The 18,373-nt window shown below is 42.4% G+C and carries 8 protein-coding genes and 1 pseudogene; all 9 read left to right on the forward strand.

The window, feature by feature from the left end:
- Nucleotides 1–563 precede the first annotated feature (563 nt).
- The 9 genes and pseudogenes from loaP (at nucleotide 564) to AC6RNO_RS21660 (ending at nucleotide 18,365) form a co-directional block, all read left to right on the forward strand.
- Nucleotides 564–1,391, forward strand: coding sequence for an antiterminator LoaP (gene loaP / locus AC6RNO_RS21620; protein ID WP_497106704.1), 828 nt, complete (start codon nucleotides 564–566; stop codon nucleotides 1,389–1,391).
- 152 nt (nucleotides 1,392–1,543) lie between these two features.
- A pseudogene (locus tag AC6RNO_RS21625) lies at nucleotides 1,544–2,539 on the forward strand (IS630 family transposase).
- Nucleotides 2,540–2,626: 87 nt separating this feature from the next.
- A complete protein-coding gene (locus AC6RNO_RS21630) occupies nucleotides 2,627–2,869 on the forward strand; it encodes a phosphopantetheine-binding protein (protein ID WP_497106705.1) in 243 nt (80 codons plus the stop codon).
- 191 nt (nucleotides 2,870–3,060) lie between these two features.
- Nucleotides 3,061–3,759 carry a 4'-phosphopantetheinyl transferase superfamily protein gene (locus AC6RNO_RS21635; RefSeq protein ID WP_497106706.1) on the forward strand — a complete coding sequence of 233 codons (699 nt, stop codon included), beginning with the start codon at nucleotides 3,061–3,063 and terminating at the stop codon, nucleotides 3,757–3,759.
- Nucleotides 3,760–3,950: 191 nt separating this feature from the next.
- Nucleotides 3,951–8,444 (forward strand): amino acid adenylation domain-containing protein, encoded by a 4,494-nt coding sequence (locus AC6RNO_RS21640; protein ID WP_497106707.1) that lies wholly within the window; start codon nucleotides 3,951–3,953, stop codon nucleotides 8,442–8,444.
- Between the two features lie 107 nt (nucleotides 8,445–8,551).
- Nucleotides 8,552–9,004 (forward strand): GNAT family N-acetyltransferase, encoded by a 453-nt coding sequence (locus tag AC6RNO_RS21645; RefSeq protein ID WP_497106708.1) that lies wholly within the window; start codon nucleotides 8,552–8,554, stop codon nucleotides 9,002–9,004.
- An 89-nt stretch (nucleotides 9,005–9,093) separates the two neighbouring features.
- The gene (gene rsgA / locus AC6RNO_RS21650; protein WP_497106709.1) at nucleotides 9,094–10,155 is read left to right on the forward strand and encodes a ribosome small subunit-dependent GTPase A; all 1,062 of its coding nucleotides are present in this window, start codon (nucleotides 9,094–9,096) and stop codon (nucleotides 10,153–10,155) included.
- 410 nt (nucleotides 10,156–10,565) lie between these two features.
- The gene (locus AC6RNO_RS21655) at nucleotides 10,566–11,819 is read left to right on the forward strand and encodes a lysine 2,3-aminomutase (RefSeq protein WP_497106710.1); all 1,254 of its coding nucleotides are present in this window, start codon (nucleotides 10,566–10,568) and stop codon (nucleotides 11,817–11,819) included.
- Between the two features lie 24 nt (nucleotides 11,820–11,843).
- The gene (locus tag AC6RNO_RS21660; RefSeq protein ID WP_497106711.1) at nucleotides 11,844–18,365 is read left to right on the forward strand and encodes an amino acid adenylation domain-containing protein; all 6,522 of its coding nucleotides are present in this window, start codon (nucleotides 11,844–11,846) and stop codon (nucleotides 18,363–18,365) included.
- The last annotated feature ends 8 nt before the right edge of the window (nucleotides 18,366–18,373 follow it).

Raw genomic sequence — 18,373 nt, forward strand, 5'->3', positions numbered from 1 at the left:
TTATACTTATTAAGGACTTCATAGTGCTCGACATCGGGTGCTTCCAAGGGCTTACCTGCCATCTCATCTATCCATCTTAAACGAATTCGGATACGCTCCAAGACCAGCACTTCAATATAATGTCATAATTCCAGAAGAATATCTGAATAATTTTACAAAAAAACTAAAAAAAACATTTTCTTGGTGACAATTTTCGACACCTTAACGCAAAATAGTAGTGTATAATACAAATACATTTTGATTTCCAGCTAACTTTATATATGGACAATATAACCTAAAATCACATAATAAGCATTGTTATGCTATTTTAAAAATTAACGAAGGTCGTCTAATCGTTGTTTAGGCACGTTAAATGATCCGTTTAGTATAATAATTTTCTTATAGTGCAATTTTGATTCTTTGCATGAAGGGGCGAAGCTGTGCCTTTAGCAGAAGAGGATTTCAGCAAAACGATAGTTAACTACCACTTTTCATATCATCAGCGATCTGTCATGACGTTTGTGATATGGGAAGTGTTTTTTATTTGCTTATTTCTGAATATCCAGATACAAGGTGGAATAAGTATGAAATGGTACGCTATTTTTGTAAGAACCGGAAAGGAAGAGGAGGTGAGACGCAAACTTCAAATCCAATTAGGAAATGTCCAATGCAAATGCTGTATTCCCAAAAGAATAGTATCGGAGAAGAGAAATGGACAAATCTTGCGTGTCGTCAAAATGATGTTTCCTAGCTATGTTTTTGTACAGATAAAAATGGATTTCAATAACTATTATAAAATAATGATGATTCCGAATATTTTATCGCTCTTGAATTATTCTAACAAAAAAGACACTGTGCTTAAAGAAAATTATCAAGATGAAGAAGCATATTTTAAATATATCCCAGATGAAGAAATGGCAAATATTTTGGAGCTTATTAATCCTCAAAACGATACTATGGAATACTCAACATTCTGGATTAATAAAGAAGCTGTGACCATTGTTTCTGGTCCATTACTCGGTATGGAAAGTCGTATCAAAAAGATCAACAGGCACAAGAAGCGAGCGAAACTTGTAGTTAATTTTATGGGAAAGGAGAAGCTGATTGATATTGGCTTTGATACCTTTAATTTGGCGGCGGATAAATCAGAAACAAGAGGGGATTATTTATGTCTCAATTTAAAGGAACGAGTCGAAGTGATGATAAAAGAGTTGCTCGAGCTTCCTAAGTCAACTTCCATTGATAACATATTATCGAATAACGGTATCAATTCGATTAGCTTTATTCGACTCATTTTAAATTTGGAGTCCAAATTCGGGATTAATATTTCCGAAGACGATTTATCGATGGAGGCACTTGCGACCGTAGACGAGGTCGTTCGCTATATTCATAACAGGTTGCTGTTCGGATAACCATTATATACATAGCCTAGACCTCTGTTATGCGGTCTATCACCGTTAATGTAAAGTTGCTTCTACATAAGTTGAATTAAATTCATTTGGAAGGAATTCCCAAACGCATTCGTTGAATAAAACAGTATAACTTATTCGGACGGGTGATCTTTATGAAATCGATTGAGGAGCAAGTACAGGATGTAGAGCAGCGGCTAAAGCACGAGAAGAGCAGACGCATGTTCGAACGATATCAGACCGTAAAACTGCACCTGCTCGGGCAAAACCCATGAGGATATTGCCGTGAGTATCGACAGAAAGAAAAGCACCGTCAGCACCTACTTACGACTATATCGTAAAAATGGACGGAAATGAAGTTTTCACCTGGACCGCCAGAGCAACTAAGCAAGGAGCAGCAAGAAAAGCTGAAAAAAGACATTTTGAACTTTGTTCCGCATGACGTTGGATTTACCGCCAAGTTCAACTGGACACTTCAAATTATCGGTGAATATATCCTTCGGGAGTATGGCAAAATCTACTCGATTCGGGGTGTCTCCAAACTCATGAAACGGATGGAAATCAGCTATACCAAGCCCACCTATACGCTTGCAGCAACTGACGAAGAAAAACAATGCTTGTTTGTCGAAACCACCCTACCAAGGTTAAAAAATTACGAGAATGGCGAAATTGATCATCTTTTGTTTGAAGACGAAAGCATGATTTGTGATTATCAAGCGCTTCAGAGAACCTGGTTCGCAAAAGGGAAACAGCGAATCATTAAGACGACAGGCAAGCACTGTGGCGTAAAACTGCTGGCCACGTTAGATTATGCTGAGGGTAAAATCCTCTGGAAAGAGGACGAGCAGTACAATGCGATAGCCTTTCTTGAGTTCTTGAAACAAGTTTTGGCTTCCTATCCAACGGGCAAAATCGTCATGGTATTAGACAATGCGCGAATCCATCATGCCAAGTTACTCCGAAGTTTCTTGCAAGAAAATGAAGGACGGCTTGAACTTGTTTTTCTCCCACCCTATAGCCCTGAACTTAACCTTGTTGAAGAACTGTGGAAGTGGCTGAAGGCAGATGTCATTAACAATGTGTTTTACCATACGACTGCTGAGATTCGTAAAAATGTCGGAATCTTTGATCGGCTCTGTATAAGCATTTAAGCATCATTGGTTCAACGTATATAGAATCAACTTTATAGGTCTCATGTCAGTTTCGATTTAAATATTACGATTAAAAGGAGAACGAAAATGGATACAATGAAGGAAAAGTTAATAAATATTGCAAAGAATCTAGATTCCGAGAGAATGATGCATAAAGATATGTGGAGGGTAAATTTACAAGATCTGGGGGTTAATTCTGTAGAATATATACATCTTGTAGTGGCCATCGAGCAAAATTTAGGAATAGAATTACCGGATGAGTTGCTGGATTTCAGTCAATTTCAAACACTTGAAGCTATTGGGGAATTTATTGAGGGTTTGAATATATAAGTAGCAGCTAGCTGGGAGAGGACAAATCGTTTATTTGCTGATGGAAGGCTTACTTCCCTTGAATTTAGTCGAATACAAAAATGAGAACTGCTACAATAAATATCTCAGGAGCGATGGCTCTATGGGGGGCTGGCAAGCAAATCATACTATCGACATACTGCTTGATGAATTATACTTAGAGGGATACATTATTGGAAATATTTGCATCGAAGTTAAAGACGCTCCCAAATGAATGTGCATTGTCCGATCTATTGTCACTAGTTCCGAAGCAAAAGAGGGAGAAAATAAACCGGTTTGTAAAGAAAGAGGATCGTTACAGATCACTTGCAGTTGAACTGCTCATTAGGGTGGTTATATCTAAAAAAATACAGCTAAAAAATCGCGACATACATTTTGAATACAATGTCTATGGTAAACCTTATCTAACAGATTATGCTCTTGATTTCAATCTGTCTCATGCTGGGCATTGGGTGGTATGCGCCTTCGATCAAACTCCGATAGGGATCGACATTGAGGAAGTAAAACTGATCGATCTGGCTATTGCTAAACGGGTTTTTTCTTATCTCGAGTGGATACACCTGGTCAATATGCCGGAAGAAAAAAGGTTGGATTACTTTTATAGTTTGTGGACGCTCAAGGAAAGTTACATCAAGAATGTAGGTGTTGGTCTATCGATTTCCCTGAATCTGATTTCCTTTTCTGTTAATGGTGAAAATATTCAATTCGAGAATAGAAATACCTATGAAAATAATCTGCAATTTAAGCAATATCATATTGAAAGTTCATACAAGCTTTCGGTTTGTGCCACCACGAATCAATTTCCTGAAAATATTATTGAGATGAGTTTTGAACAATTGACATTGGAATCCTTTCAGTATTTAAGCGAATAAATCCAATTTTTGATAGTGAATATGTTTGATCGGTGATAATTAAACTTTTGGTATTAATTGTTAGTTCGTGACGTTAAATGACGAATGAGGGCTCAGAAGTTAGGTTCTGAAATGTATTGCTTCATGTATGAAAAGGCGAAGTTATGTATGAAGTTCAGGGAAAAACTGGATTTTCTTTGAAGGAGGTATGAATGATGAGTTCTACCGTTTACTTTGACTTAACACATGCTCAAAAAAGAATATGGTATGAGGAACAACTCTCTCCTTCCACATCGATTTATAATATTGGCGGAGCGGTAATCCTAAGAGGAACTGTAAACTTAACTATGTTGGAACGAGCCATTCAATTGGCGATTGGTATAAATGAAGGATTAAGATTGCGTCTTGAAATGCACAATGGACAAGTTAAGCAGTATGTTGCGGAATATCAGCAAGAAGCTGTGCCAAGCTTTCATTTTGAGCAGGTGGAAGGTGACAAGCAAAGCATAGAGAAATTTATGATTAATGAATCGGATAAATCGTTCTCTATTCTGGTGGACAGGCTTTTTTATTTTGCAGTATTCACAATCGAAGGCGGTGCAGTTGGTTACTTTATTAAAATGCATCATATTATTGCAGACGGTTGGTCAATGGAAATTCTAACAAGCCAAATAGCGGAATTATATTTGAAGCTTGTTAATGGAATTCCTACAGGTGATATAATGGATAACCGTTATACGGATTACATTAAAGGGGAACAGATCTATTTACAATCTGAAAGATTTCTACGAGATAAAAAGTTTTGGAACGATAAATTTAACAGTCTACCGTCCAAATTACCCCTTAGATCAATGGATTTTCCTGAGGGCAGGCGGAAGGTATTTTTTTTGAATGAATCCAGATTCTCGAAAATAAAAAAAAACGTTTCAGAATTCAATTGTTCCATTAATTCATTTTACATCGCACTATTTATGATTTATTTAAATAAAACGACGTTTGAAAAAGATTTGATTATTGGATCTCCTGTATTGAACAGGGTCGGCCGAAATGAAAAGCGCATTTTCGGCATGTTTACGAATACGATACCGATCCGGGTTAGCGTAGACAGCACTCGACCCGCCGTTGAGTTTATCAAACTTGTTTACGCTGAAACGGCTAGTTGCTATAAGCATCAAAAATATCCGTTTGATTTATTGCTGCAGGACATTAACTTCACACGTGAACATGGGGACAATCGGCTGTTTGATACATGTGTCAATTGTTATAATACAAAGCTTAAGCGAGAATTCGGCGAATTGGAAGTCGAGAATGTGGAGTTTTATAATGGGCGACAATCCTATTCCTTGCAGATCATCATCCGGGAATGGGGAGAGGAGAATACCGCCACAATTGAATACGATTATAAACTAGAGACCTATTGCGAATCCGATATTGAAGCATTACACGATCAACTAAACAATCTTATCGATCAAATCGTGGAAAATCCGTATGAATCAGTCGGTAAGCTAACACTATTGTCAAAATCGGAGATGCATAAGCTGGTTGAAGACAGTCGGCATGCACAAGAAATAAACCCACCTGAAACTAGTGTGATAAAACTATTCGAGGAACAAGTCGCAGCCACGCCTGATCGTATTGCAATCTCCTTAAAGAATCGATGTTTAACGTACAAAGAATTGAATGAAGAAGCCAACCGTTTGGCCGGATATTTGCTGAAACAAAATATCGCACCCGGTGATTTTGTCGGCATGGTGACCGTGCACTCAATCGAAACGATAATCGGTATTCTTGGTGTATTAAAAACAGGTGCAGCGTATGTGCCGATCGATACAAACTCGCCTTGGGAAAGAATTAACTTAATTATTGAGGACTCAGGTATTTCGGTTGTGCTTGTGAATGAAGAACGTTATATAAACGACCCATTAAACGTCAATACCATCATCGACTTGCGTGATACAAATAAGTGGTCTGAAGAAGCAATAAGCAATCCAGCTACCACAGTAGATCCGCTTAATGGAATGGCATATGTGATCTACACTTCAGGCTCGACTGGGAAGCCGAAAGGTGTAGTCATTTATCATAAAGGTTTGACGAACTATATACAATGGGCGAAAAGTGTTTATGTAAAGAGCGAAATGGATGTATTTCCGTTATTCTCTTCGCTAGCCTTTGATCTGACGGTTACCTCTATCTTTACGCCTCTTGTGAGCGGAGGGCAAATTATCGTATATCCTCCAGCAATAGAGGGACATCCGCTATTTACGATATTGAGAGAAAATAAATCCACCATCATTAAGCTTACTCCCTCACATCTCTCTATGATCGCACATCAAACATATACGGCGGCAAGCGTGAAACGATTTATCGTGGGCGGGGAGGACTTGAAAGTAAGTGTTGCTCGTAACATCATGAATGCTTTCGGACATGATATTGAAATTTATAACGAATATGGTCCTACTGAAGCTTCCGTAGGCTGCATGATTCATAAATTCGATCCAAACCGGGATGACGATGTTTCAGTTCCGATCGGTGTGGCAATCGATCATACTCGGATTTATATACTGGATCCTGATTTGGTGCCAGTCCCCTACGGCGTTACAGGGGAAATGTATATTGCAGGTTGGGGACTGGCAAAGGAATATCTGAACCGTGATGATTTAACAACGAGGGCTTTTGTTTATCACCATGACTTCAATGAGCGACTTTACAAAACGGGCGATTTGGCTCATGCCACACTAAATGGAATTATTGTATATGAAGGCAGAGCAGATCAGGTAGTGAAGATTAGAGGGAATCGAATCGACTTGAATGAAATTGAATATAATCTCTTGAATCATCCTGCTATCCGCGAGTCAGTTGTAATTGAGATTGAGGGCCCGAACGGAAATTCACATCTATGTGCATATCTAGTTGCGGACATATCTTTTTCGGATTTCGAACTGAAACAATACCTAGCACTAAAACTTCCTGTGTACTTGATTCCGGATTATTACATGCAGCTTCAACAGATTCCATTAACACTTAATGGCAAGGTGGATATTAAGCAATTGCCTAAACCCGAGATGCAAATTGCACGTGAAAATCATGTCGGTGGACGCAATGAGATCGAAAATACACTCTTGCAAGTGATAGAAGAAACTTTGAACATTGCCGGTGTCGGCATGAACGACCATTTCTTCCATCTAGGTGGGGATTCCATCAGCGCGATTCAAATATCAACAAAGATGAAAGCTTTGGGACTAACGTTAACTGCTGCAGATATTTTGAAAAGTCCAGTTATCGAAGACATGAGCTTATCTGTTGAAAAAGTGAATAAAGTTATTGGATCTCGAGATGAAGTGAGCGGGATATTGCCGAAAACGCCTGCGATTAAGTGGTTTATGTCGTTACAATTGAATAATCCGGAACAGTATCACCAGTCGATTATGATTTCGATCTCGCCGGAAATCACACTTCAAGAGCTAACGATGTGCTGGAACGTTATCATCCGACATCACGATGCACTAAGACTCAATTTAGATGGTAACAATGAACTGTTTTTTAATAAAGACCACTTATTTCATCAGCACAGTATCGACTGTTTTGATTTATCCCATATGCATAAGATCCAGCAAGGAGAATGTATTATTGAAATTGCTACGAAAATGAAAAGTAGAACAAGGCTCACCCGGGATTTGTTAGTTCAGGCTGGCCTGTTTGTTCTCGGCACGCAAGATAACCGTTTCCTGCTAACTGCTCACCATCTAGTCATGGACGGGGTGTCATGGCGAATTATTTTGTCCCATCTGCATATGTTGTTGAAGCAGCTACGGGAAGGAAAAGATTTGGAATTACCGTTTAAAACGTATTCGTACAAGGCATGGGCTGAAGATTTGTATTTGCAAAGCCAATCCATGTCGCAAAACGAGCTGGATTATTGGCGGGATGTAAACGTTCATCCATTCCGGTATCCTCATGCGATTCAGGAGGAAGGCCTGATAAACGAGTCCAGTACCATTTATTCTGAATTACCGGAGGTAGTCACAAGCGGCCTTTTATCCAGCGTGAACACAGCATTTAATACACAGACAAGAGAGTTGCTGGTGCTAGCATTAATTCGCACGATCAGACAAATGACGCATCTGAATGCAATTACAGTTGAGCTAGAGGGCCACGGCAGGGAGGAAGGTTCGAGGTTGGACTTAACAGAGACCGTCGGATGGTTCACCAGCTTGTATCCTTTACATGCCGATCTTAACAGCGATGAGCTGGGTGAACAGATCAAGGAGATGAAGGAACTTGTCAGGGGTGTACCTCACAATGGGAAAAATTACGGCATATATAAATACATTTGTGGCGCAATACAAGAAAGCGAGCGCGATAACATTCGATTCAATTATTTGGGGGAGTTCTCCAAAGCGGTAGACAATGAATACTTTCAAATTATGATGGCGGAGACAGGTGTAGAATTCAGCCTATCGAATCAGCTTAGCTGTTTAATCGAAGTTAACTGCTTAGTCGTAACCGATAAGCTAACCATTCAAATTACTTACAATCCATTCCGATTAAGTGCAGAGCATATGGGACAGTTTCTGAAAGCATTCGAAGAACACATCAAGTCAATCGTTGAGTATTGCACTGCCAAAGAAAACCCGGAATTCACGTCCTCAGACTTTGAGTTGGCTGGCCTATCGACAGAAGAGCTTAAACAGCTTTTCCGACTCTGATTCAAGGTCATAAATCGTCACTTCTGATGATTGACGGTGTAACGAAGCTATCGATAAATACTTGGGACAATATCTTTTTTCCAATTTAAGAGAGTGAGGCGTGACGATTGGACAAAGTTAACGTGCGTTTAGAAGAAATTACAGAGCAGAATTGGTATGCCGCGACACAGCTTCGTGTCAGCGAGGAGCAGCTAAAATTATATCCATTTCCTGTCGTGTATTGGATAGCAGAGTCCAAGTTTGCAACTCATTTTCGCTTGAAGGCCATATATGCTGACGATGTAATGGTAGGCTTTCTCATCTACAATTTAGATCCGGATGATGGCGAGTATTGGCTAACGACGTTCATGATTGAGGAGAAATTTCAAGGAAAAGGATATGCCAAGCAAGCCCTTTCTAAATTGATCAATTATTTCAAAAATAACTATGATACGGACAAATTGAAACTAGGACATCGCCCCAATAATACTGCTGCAGCAAATTTATACGAATCAATGGGTTTTTATATGAATGGTGAAATTATTGGAGATGAGATTATCCGTTATTACAGGTTGAAATAATTTGAATCAATCGAAAAAGCAATAATTAATTAGATTATGTGAGTAACCTGGCCATAATCCCTTTGGCAAAACATGATCGGAGTGATTGAATGGGGCTAGACTTATTGGGTTGGAAGCAAAGTTTTGAACCGTATTTCTTACTATATCAACAGCAAGGTTTCCATGTCGGTAGAGTAATTGAAGAGCATCGGTATGTATATACCATCATGACGGAAGCAGAGACCGTACAGGTAACTGTATCTGGAAAGTTCCAATATACGGCTGAAAACAAACGTGATTTTCCCGTTGTGGGGGACTGGGTCATCTATAAACAAATGAATGAAATGGACAAAGGGATCATTCATTTCATTTTGCCCAGGTTTAGTAAGTTTTCTCGGAAAGTGGCTGGCAACACGACCGAAGAACAAGTGCTCGTTGCAAATATCGATACTGTGTTTCTAGTAAATTCTTTAATCAATGATTTTAATCTCCGCCGTCTGGAAAGATACTTGGTTATGGCAAGTGAGAGCGGCGCTCATCCAGTTATCCTCTTAAACAAAGCCGATCAATGTAATGATGTTGAGCATAAAATAAGTCTAGTACAGCAGATTGCCCCCGACGTCGCTCTGCATGTAATCAGTGCAGTGCACCAAAAAGGGATTAATGAATTGAACCAATATTGCAAACCCGGTCGGACGATTGCCATGCTAGGATCCTCTGGCGTCGGTAAGTCCACTTTAGTGAATTGCTTAAGCGAGCAAGATATTATGTCTGTGGGCGCTGTACGGGCGCACGACGGGTTAGGCAAACATACCACGACGCATCGGCAATTGGTGATGCTCTCTAGAGGCGGCATGATTATTGATACGCCTGGTCTGCGAGAATTGCAAATGTGGAAGAACCAGCAGATTGATCATAACTTCCAAGATATACAATCACTCGTTGCCACATGTAAGTATCGGGACTGCCTACACCAAGGAGAACCGGGGTGCGGGGTGCAGAGGGCGATGGAGACAGGACAACTGAGCACCGAGCGATTCAAAAGCTATGTGAAGCTTCTAAAAGAATCGCAACATCTTGCGATTAAAGATAACAAGCGGGAAGAACTGAAGCAGAAGGAGAAGCGAAAGAAGCTGTTCCAATCGATCAATCGAAAGAAAAGGCGATATTAGGATCATCTTTTCGATGTGAAGTGGTAACGGGAAAAAAGCTATTTCTAAGACTTGGTCGTAATTATCGATCAAGTCTATTTGCTATATAGCAAACATCTGAATGCAGTACAGCTATCATTCGTCGCAAGGGCAGTGTCTGATGCGATTCGGGAGTTAACAAACTGGGCTAAATATGGTACATACATCGGTAATGAGGCATATGCAGGGACAATCTCACACATACGAGATTTTCCATGATGACTAACTGATCAACAGCATATGAGCGTAAGTTGTGTTTGAGACGTGTTAGGTCAATTGACTTTTGAAGGTTTGATTCTGACTTCAATACCTATTTGCTGTTGGAGTTTGCGCATCTTCATTCAATAGATACCACCATATATCACACATTCCATTTGAGAGGAAGATAGACTGTGAACATTGAATTGCTCGTAGGAAATAAAGGCTTAGAGGAATTTGCTAGAATTGTAGGGTTTAGCGATGGGGAGAAGGAAGAGAGACGCACCCTTCTGGAGCAGTCTTATATGCCATTTAAAGTTACACTATATTATGCCAATCTGATCGCTGAACAAACAGAACCCTACCGTACTCAAATGATAAATGTCGTGCTCCCTCCACCTGGTACGAAGCCATTTAAGGGAAGATTCGACCCGTATGGAAATCGATCATATCGGCAAGGTGATACATCATTCCTGCAGCATAAATATAAGAAGACGCTGCTGCTCCATATCGATGATTATTGCATCGCCAACTGCCAATTCTGTTATAAAGTGAACGAGATCCGTCATGAAGAGCATGAACACAAAAAAATAAACGACAAGCTTAATATGGCACTTCAGTATTTAGAGAAAAATTCGTATGTCGATAACATCCTTCTCACTGGTGGCGATCCTGCATCTTTCCGTAAGACATCTGAACTTACTGAATTAATTGGATCCTTGCTGGCTGCACCGAATATCCGTTTAGTGCGATTTGCCACGAAGGGCTTGGCATATTACCCAGAACGGTTTCTAGACGAGGAATTATTAGAGTTTTTCCGTAAAGTGAAAAAGATGGATGGCAAGCAAGTAAGCGTCATATCCCAATTTAATCATCCAGGTGAACTTAGCCCGATGGCTATCAAAGCAACCAGAGCATTGCAAGATGTTGGTGTACAGGTTAGGGGACAACCGGCTGTCATCCGCGGTGTGAATGAAACGGTCGAAACATTGATTGATTTGCAGCGAAAATTTTTGGACAACCAAATCATCTCTTACTATATGACGGTATTTATGCCAGTTCGCGGCGTGGAGCAGTACGCCATAACGTTGGATGAGGCATTCCGTAATGTCGCTGAGTCTAAACGGAACCTTGGCGGGCTGGAGAAGAAGGGGGTTCTGCTTACCTCCCACGATTTCGGTAAATTCGAGATTTGCGGGTTCTATCCAAGCAGTCAGCAACCGGAAAAAATCTTGTTGAAATGGCACCAGGCCGTTGCTCCGCAATACTTGCCTGAACGTCTGAAGCAACTCGTTCCAACATCGCCAGAAGAAATTCTATTGCTCGATTATAAGCAAGGCGAGATGTATTGCCTCGACCATGTATTCAAATATAATGGACTGCCGTACGTGGATGAGTCCGGCGAAGCGATGGATAATAGTACGGAGCATCATTTAATGTCGCTTTAAAGTATCTAAATTGGGAGAGAATCTATGAAAACAAGTGACGTAGCCGATATACTCCCGCTAAGTCCGACACAAGAGAGCATGCTGTATCATTATCGTCTGGAGCCGGCTTCGATAAACTACCATGGTCAGCATATTCTCTATCTTCGGGGTGTGCTTGATCACCAGTGCTTTAGCAGAGCGGTAGAAATGACGGTCTCTAGTAATGAAATGTTGCGTGCCGTGTTTCGCTGGGAGAATATTCAATCTCCGGTCCAGATTATTACGAAACAAAAGGTAATTGAAATTCCGCATTATGATTGGTCGGCTTTGGGGGATGACGCTCAAGGCGAAAGGTTAGAGCTCCTGCTAGAACAGGACAAGAAGAAACGATTTCAACTAGAGTCCGGCGACACCATGCGGATTCGAACAATCAAGACCGCACATGACAAGTATATGATCGTATGGTCTTTCCACCATATCATGATGGACGGTTGGAGTTCCGGGGTGATGTTAAATGAAATTTTTTCGATTTACGGCAGATTGGTCAAGGGGCAAGAAGTGACAATCCGCCCTAAAGTGAAATATAAGCAGTACCTACTTTACTTAAAGGAAGCGAAGGAGAACCCTCAGGCGGCGATTTATTGGAAAAACTACTTACATGATTTTACCGCACCGACAGCTCTTCCGTTCAATAGGTATGACGGAAAGACCAAGGATCATCGCTCGTTACATATCCGTCTTAGTACGGAAATGACGGAAACCTTGGAACGACTCTCCCGTAGATACGAAGTGACGATTAGCACCTTATTGCAGCTAGGGTGGTCTGTGTTACTAAGCAATTATAGCGGAACGAAGGATATCCTATTCGAAGTGGCGCATACAGGTAGGACTGCATCGCTGGTCGGTATAGAAGAGATCGTCGGTTTATTTGTTTCTACCTACCCACAGCGGGTAAGGTGGGACGCGACGACTACGGTTGGAGATTTGCTTCATGTATTGAGCCGAGAGCAGCACGAAAGGAGTCCTTTCCTCACCGTATCAGGCGCCGACCTTAAGACGTATTTGGGGATTGATGCGCACAGTGCTCTGGCTTACAGCTTGTTTTTATTTCAAAATTACCCGATCAATAAGTCGCTGCGCAACTTGAACCTAGACCTTGAGATTGAGAACATTCATTCGTTTGAGACGGCGAATTATCCGCTAATCGTAGAAATACAGCAAGATGATGATATACTGGACATTCATTTTAATTACGATGCTTCTTCGTTTCAGGAAGCTATAATGAAGCGAATCGCTCATCATTATAGCAATATATTGACGGGCATCATCGATCAGCCGGATAGGCGGATCATCGATGTGCCCGTTTTTACAATGGAACAAGAGCCGCAATTGTACGCTGGCTATATAGACGTTGTCAGTGTGCCAGTAGACCGATGCGTGCATGAACTGTTCGATCAAGTGGCAGATAGAATGCCTGATGCCACGGCGCTAATACATAGCGATAAACAGTTGTCCTATGCGCAGTTACAGCAACAGGCAGACCAACTGTCGAAGGTCATTTCAGGCAAGGTTACAGGCATAAGTCGGCCGGTCGCGGTATTATGCGGCCGCTCGACGGAAATGATCGTAATGCTGCTCGGTATATTAAAGAGCGGTTCCTTCTATATCCCGTTGGATCCTGTTATGCCGATTGCACGAATTAAGCAGATTATCGATCAGATTCAACCGACGTTAGTGATTACAGATAACGCAAATATGGACCTGGCCAGCGAACTTGGGTTAGAGCTACTGAATGTGCAGGATTTAAACCTGTGGGAAAGGCAATCTGCGTTAGCGATGGAAGGAAACTGTCTTTCATCAGCTTCGCCTGCATACGCGATGTTTACATCCGGTTCCACAGGGATACCGAAAGGTGTTGTGGTGAATCACAACCAATTAATCAATTCACTGTGGTGGCACAATGAATTCGTTGGCATTCATGCTGAAACGAGAACACTGCAAATCGCAACATTGACCTTCGATGCTTCTGTTGTTGAAATTTTTTGTACGCTTCTAGGTGGTGGGACGCTTGTTTTACTTCAGGACAACGACAACAAATCGCCAAAGAAGCTGGTTGATTTGATTCAGTTTCATCATATTAATTTCATTCTGGTCGTGCCGACAATGTATCGCGCACTGCTGGAGCATATGGCGGAAGGGGCGCTTACTTCCGTCACGAAAGTTATTTGCACCGGTGAAATGATGACGGCCAGCTTGGTACAGCATCATTATGCGCTTTTGCCGCAGGCATCGCTATATAACTTATATGGTCCAACGGAGAATAGTATCTCTACATCGGGATATCGCGTGCTAGAGAATTTGACATTTACTGGTCCGATTCCCATTGGAAAACCCAGCTATAACGTAAGCGTGTATATACTGGACGAGGATTTGCGGCTACTGCCGAGAGGCAGTACGGGGGAGATGTACATAGGTGGAATGGGGGTAACGGCAGGCTATATTGGGGATGAGGCTAGAACGGTAGCATCCTATCTTGAGACTGCATATGGCCGTCTTTACCGCACGGGCGATTTAGCACGCTGGCTGGAAGACGGTACCCTACAGTATTTTGGGCGTAAAGACTTTCAAGTAAAAATCCGCGGAAACCGTGTTGAACTTGAAGAGATTGAGGCTGTAGTACGACGTCTTCCAACTATTAAGGAAGCTGCGGTGGTGGCCGTTCCAGGACCAAGAGACGAGCAAATGCTGGCGGTATGCTATGTTGCCAGCAGCCCGGTTGACTGCAATAAGATACGAGAACATATCTCTTCACGATTGCCAGAATATATGGTTCCGTCCTTTTACAAAGAGATGGAAATGCTGCCGTATACAACAAGCGGCAAACTAAACAAGACAACATTACAGCAGTTGGAATACACGGCCACGGAAGCCAGAGGAGCTGTGCATTTCGATAACCAAGTGGAGGCCGAGTTAGCAAGCATTTGGTGCAAACTGCTGGGAATGGAAACTATTCGCATAGACGACCATTTTTACTCCATAGGTGGCCACTCGCTAAAGGCGGCGCAACTGATAACTAGAATACAGATCCAACTATCGGTAGACATTGCGCTGCAAGATGTTGCCCGATATCCAACAATCCGTGAATTGGCATCTTTTATTGCGCAACAAAGCAAGCAACGGCAACCTGTACTTGAGCCAATACCGAAAGCAGAACCTCAGCCGTATTACCGTGCATCTTCCGCACAGAAAAAAATGTATATCCTACGTCAGCTGGAGGGAGCGAACACCAGCTATAACATGTCCGGTATCTTATCAATTACGGGCGCTTTTGATCGTAGCAAGGCAGCCGACACGCTGAGGCAAATGATTCATCGTCATGAAGTACTTCGCACTTCATTTTTCTTGGAAGATGGAGAAGTGTATCAACGTGTTCATGATGAGGTTGCGTTCGATATAGATCAAAAATCTATGAATGAGCGGACAATTGAACAAGTTTTACAAGATTATATTCGTCCATTTGATCTGTCGCAAGCGCCGCTGATGCGTGTAGCAATTGTCGATGCCAGCCATGAGGGACACTACTTATTGTTCGACTCTCATCATATTGTGTTGGACGGTATTTCGCTCAACATTCTTATGAACGAATTTATGCAGATCTATCAAGGGGTTCAGCTGCCAGTTGTACACTTGCAGTACAAGGATTATACATCCTATTTCTGGAAAAAAGCAGGTGGAGAAAGCTGGAGCAACCAGCGAGGGTTCTGGATTAATCAATTCTGGGACAAGTTGCCGCTCATGCAATTTCCCTCCGACTATGCGAGACCGTTAGTCAAGACGTTTGAAGGCAATCATCACGTCTTCTCGATTGAGGGCGATTTATTCCATCGGTTGAACCGCTCTGTTCGCGAAAAAGGCAGTACGGTCAATATCATCTTATTGTCTGCTTATTATGTGCTCTTGCACAAATATACATCGCAAGAAGATTTAGTTGTTGGGTCTCTAGTCACCGGTAGAGATCATACAGGCTTGGATAATATCGTTGGCGTATTTGTAAATTTTTTGCCGATCCGCTGCTTTCCAAAAGGATCGGCAACATATGTTGATTTTCTAAAAGAAGTACAGCAGACCGTTTGGCAAGCTTACGAAAATAAGACGTATCCGTTTGAAGAGATCGTTGCACATTGCGGCAAGGCGATTCAACCGGGAAGAAACCCACTGTTTGATACGATGCTTATTTATCATAATCAGCGGGAGCAAGAGCTCGAACATACGGTTGGGGAGATGCAGCTAAGGCAGATTTCGTATGAGTCGAGTACATCAAAGCTGGATTTCAAGATTGATGTTACACCTTTACCGGGGGCGTACCAGTGTGTACTGGAGTATGACACTCAATTGTTCGGACAGGAAACCATGAAAACGTTCTCAGACAACTTCCTGCTTGTATTGGACGCAGTATTATCTAATCCTGAGCAGCGGCTTGAAGATATCACAATTGTAAGTGGACAACCGAGCCTAACGAAACAGGTCGAAGACCGGATGGGACTGCACCATATTGGAGTTGCAGTAGCGGACATTGAAGATGTGCGTAGTCAATACCAAGAAATCGGGATAGATATGGGGCCATCGCTTCATGAGCCTTTGCAGCATGTAATCCTGTCGATTGGAAGCATGGAACGCAGCATCCCAATTGAATTGGTTGCACCTGTTGATTCGGCATCCCCTGTGTTCCACATACTGGAGGAACGCGGAGAAGGACCGTACCATCTGTGCTTCACGACAGCTGATATCGATCGTTTACTACATGAACTGCACCGCCGCGGCGTTCATTTCGAGGTAGTAAGTGAGAAGAAGGCGGCAGTCTTGTTCGGCGGTGCCGACGTCACTTTCCTTTATTTGAAAGGGCTAGGTTTAGTCGAACTGATCGAGACAGGCAGTGCTGCCTCAGCAGAGTCAACGGTTGAAACCGGCATCGTCCCCACGATTCGTTTATTGACTGAATCGATCGAAGCTGCAGTGCACAGTTTGCTGTTGTTTGGCTATACGGTAACGGAACAATATGCGTGTATGCTGACCCATGATGTCGTAGCCGCGCTGCGTCAGCATGGGGGCACAATCATTGAACTGACTGCACCTCAAAGTGGAAATGCGAAACAGGTGCTCATGAAGTATGGAAGCAGTGTTACGGAAGTGATATATCCGGTCCCAAATCTTATGCAATTTATTGATCGATTTACAGCAACAGGCGTTCGGTATCAATTTGCAGACGAACAAGGAATCTACGTACGACCTACCGGAACCAGTTACCTTTTGCTCACAGATGGGACGGTCGCACAGCATCGGCGACTAACGACAAGTTACGAAGAGGAAAGCTTGTATTCGAAGAAACCGTCCTTTATGCAGGCACGTTGGCTGCTGCAGGAACAACAAGAAGAAACGGCAACGAACGTTGTCTTCGGATTCGACTGTATCGAAACGCTTGATCATGCACTGCTCGAGAAGTCGATTCATACATTGCTAAAGCGTCACCCGTTGCTCTGGTCATGCAATCAGATCGAGGAGTTTCATCTTATAGCAGTCGATTTGCAGGAGATGAACGAAGAACAGCGCAGCGAATGTCTAACTAAGCTGATGAAAGCCGAAATGAGCAATCCGCTACTCGCGGCAGAGGGAAAGTATGTTCGCTTCAGTTTGGTCAGACTCGGTAAAGAAAAGCAGCGGCTGATTGGATGTTTGCATGCTTCTGTTTGTGATCCACACAGTATTATACTGATCCTGGAGCAATTGAAATCAATGTACAATGCTGTGTCCGCTGATCATGCTTCAGAAGTTGTTCATTACCACAGTTACGCATCTTTCGCTTATAAGCAGAGTCAAATGGTGAAATACGGCATGCTAGAGAGGGAACATCAGCAGTGGGTTGAACGTTCGCAGGCATTAGAATATCCTTTTGGCGTCGGTGGCAAGGCCGCAGCATCAGTTGAGTTATCTTTGAACGGGGCTAGGTTTACATCGTTTATGCAATGCGTCGAACATATAAAGCGTAGTATCGAAACTGTTCTATTAACTTCGTATGTACTTCTTCTGCGGCAAATGACACAGCAGTCAGTAGTATCCGCTGGAATCGCCGTTAATGGAAGAGACGTGGGCTATCGCGATTCGATTGGCAATTTTAACAATTACGTACCGCTTAGTGTCGATACTAGTGGCGCCGCATCATTCGTTCAATTGCTCGATTGCACGGAGCAGGCATTGGCGGAAGCGGCTGCATTAGCGGTTTATCCGGCAGCGTGTCTCGAGTCCGAACGCACCCTGTCATGGCCTACTTTGTTCATGGCACAGACATTCTCGCCGGATGGACAGGTGGATGTATGGAACGGCACGCTGACCGATTATCACGAGCCTATGATTACCGGCTGCCCGTTACTTGTAAACTGCGTCGTGTACAGTAGCTCGATTCAAATCATATTCGGCTATGATCCTACGCGAATCGATGAGGTAAAGGTTGAATCACTGGCCCAGCGTTTCTCGGCCATCGTGAATAAGCTTGCTGAATCACCAAAAAATTAAAATGAAGG

The organism is Paenibacillus sp. sgz302190 (assembly GCF_059820445.1).

Bases quoted from the DNA above. Each gene is read 5' to 3' on its own strand.
- rsgA (WP_497106709.1), top strand. From the start codon at position 9,094: ATGGGGCTAGACTTATTGGGTTGGAAGCAAAGTTTTGAACCGTATTTC.
- AC6RNO_RS21640 (WP_497106707.1), top strand. From the start codon at position 3,951: ATGATGAGTTCTACCGTTTACTTTGACTTAACACATGCTCAAAAAAGA.
- AC6RNO_RS21630 (WP_497106705.1), top strand. From the start codon at position 2,627: ATGGATACAATGAAGGAAAAGTTAATAAATATTGCAAAGAATCTAGAT.
- AC6RNO_RS21660 (WP_497106711.1), top strand. From the start codon at position 11,844: ATGAAAACAAGTGACGTAGCCGATATACTCCCGCTAAGTCCGACACAA.
- loaP (WP_497106704.1), top strand. From the start codon at position 564: ATGAAATGGTACGCTATTTTTGTAAGAACCGGAAAGGAAGAGGAGGTG.